The organism is Negativicoccus succinicivorans, from assembly GCF_018372215.1.
Lineage (GTDB): Bacteria > Bacillota > Negativicutes > Veillonellales > Negativicoccaceae > Negativicoccus.
In genome coordinates this window covers 1-1290 of record NZ_JAHAJN010000022.1, presented here as the reverse complement: position 1 = coordinate 1290, position 1290 = coordinate 1, and the positions used below count along the sequence as shown (strand labels likewise).

The 1290-nt window shown below is 54.0% G+C and carries 1 protein-coding gene; it reads right to left on the bottom strand.

The window, feature by feature from the left end; all coding sequences use genetic code 11:
• The coding region (locus KIB08_RS06920) for a putative porin (RefSeq protein ID WP_303991232.1) at positions 1-1290 on the bottom strand (1290 nt) is incomplete at both ends.

The window sequence follows — 1290 nt, the reverse complement described above, 5'->3', positions numbered from 1 at the left end:
TTTGGTGAGGTCGTCGAGGTCAGCGCCGTCTTTGGTTTCCGCGCTGAATGTGCGGAGACCTTCGAGTTTGACGTTTTCAGCAACGACTACGCCGAAACCCGCGCCCCAGGATTCGGTGTTGTTCAAGTAGCTCGAAGTACGGAGCGAACCCGTGCCGCCGAGGTAGGAACCCGGTTCCGCGTCAACATAGTCAACGAAGATGTTGAAGCTACCCGGTTTCTTCAGGTCCGCGTGACCGAAATCAACGCGAGCGTTCCAGAAGTCAGCGTCGTCATGATCTTTGTAACCGACGTTGAAATAGTCGCCGGAGAGTGAGAAGTCTTCGTTCAGACCGACGATCGCGCCCGCGCCCCAGATGTCATCCAAGCCGGCCGCGTCCACTTTGCTGCCGTTCGGAGCGATGTAGGTGCCGAGTACGCGGAAGTTGCTGCCGTTGTAACCCAACGTGCCGTAGGTCATTTCCGGGCTCGTCACGGAAGCGGTGTTACCGTCTTTTTTGTAATCTTCGAACAATTTTTCCGCTTCATCAGCTTTCACTTGAGCTTCTGCGATCTTGCCCGGCATTGTAAGGTTCGCTTCAGTGTTTGCCTTTTTAGCTTTTTCCATGCGTTCAGCGGCCGCGTCAAGTTTCTTTTCGAGGTCCGCTTTGTTTTCATCCGTCGCGTTAGCGTAGTTGTCGAGCGCTGTCTTCCAAGCTTTCATGGAAGCGCGGAATTCATCACCAATGGCTTCTTTCTGATCTTCCAAACCTTTCACGTCCGCTTTCGCTTTTTCTAAAGCGTTTTCGAGGTTGGCATATTGCGCGTTGGTGAGTTTCATGCCTTTCGCGTAGCCGTAGCCGACGGAAGCGGTTACTTCATCGGTCGCTTTATATTGGAGACGTACGCCGTCGAAAGCGTCATCGTACCAGTAGCCGGTCGCGCCGAATTTTTCGCCGTAACGACCGCCGGTCAGGTGCAGACCGTCGCTCAGTTCATGGTCAATATACAAGCGGTCGAGATCCAAGTCCGGATCTTCTTTGTCGCTGTCAAAACCGAAGTTGCCCGAGGTAATGCGAGCGGTTGCCGTGGTCTTGTCCGCTACTTTCGCGTTAAACTGGAGGCGAGCACGCATATCGAAGTTGTCGTCATCGCCGTCATCTACCCAGCGAACACGAGCGTCACCGGTCACTTTTACGTTGCCGACGCGATCTTCCAAGTTGGAAACGCGTACGCCGAGGCTGTTCAGTTCGTTCGCGAATTCGTCAGCCAAACGGTTCAATTGCGCCTGTTGTTCCGCGTTCAACTGATC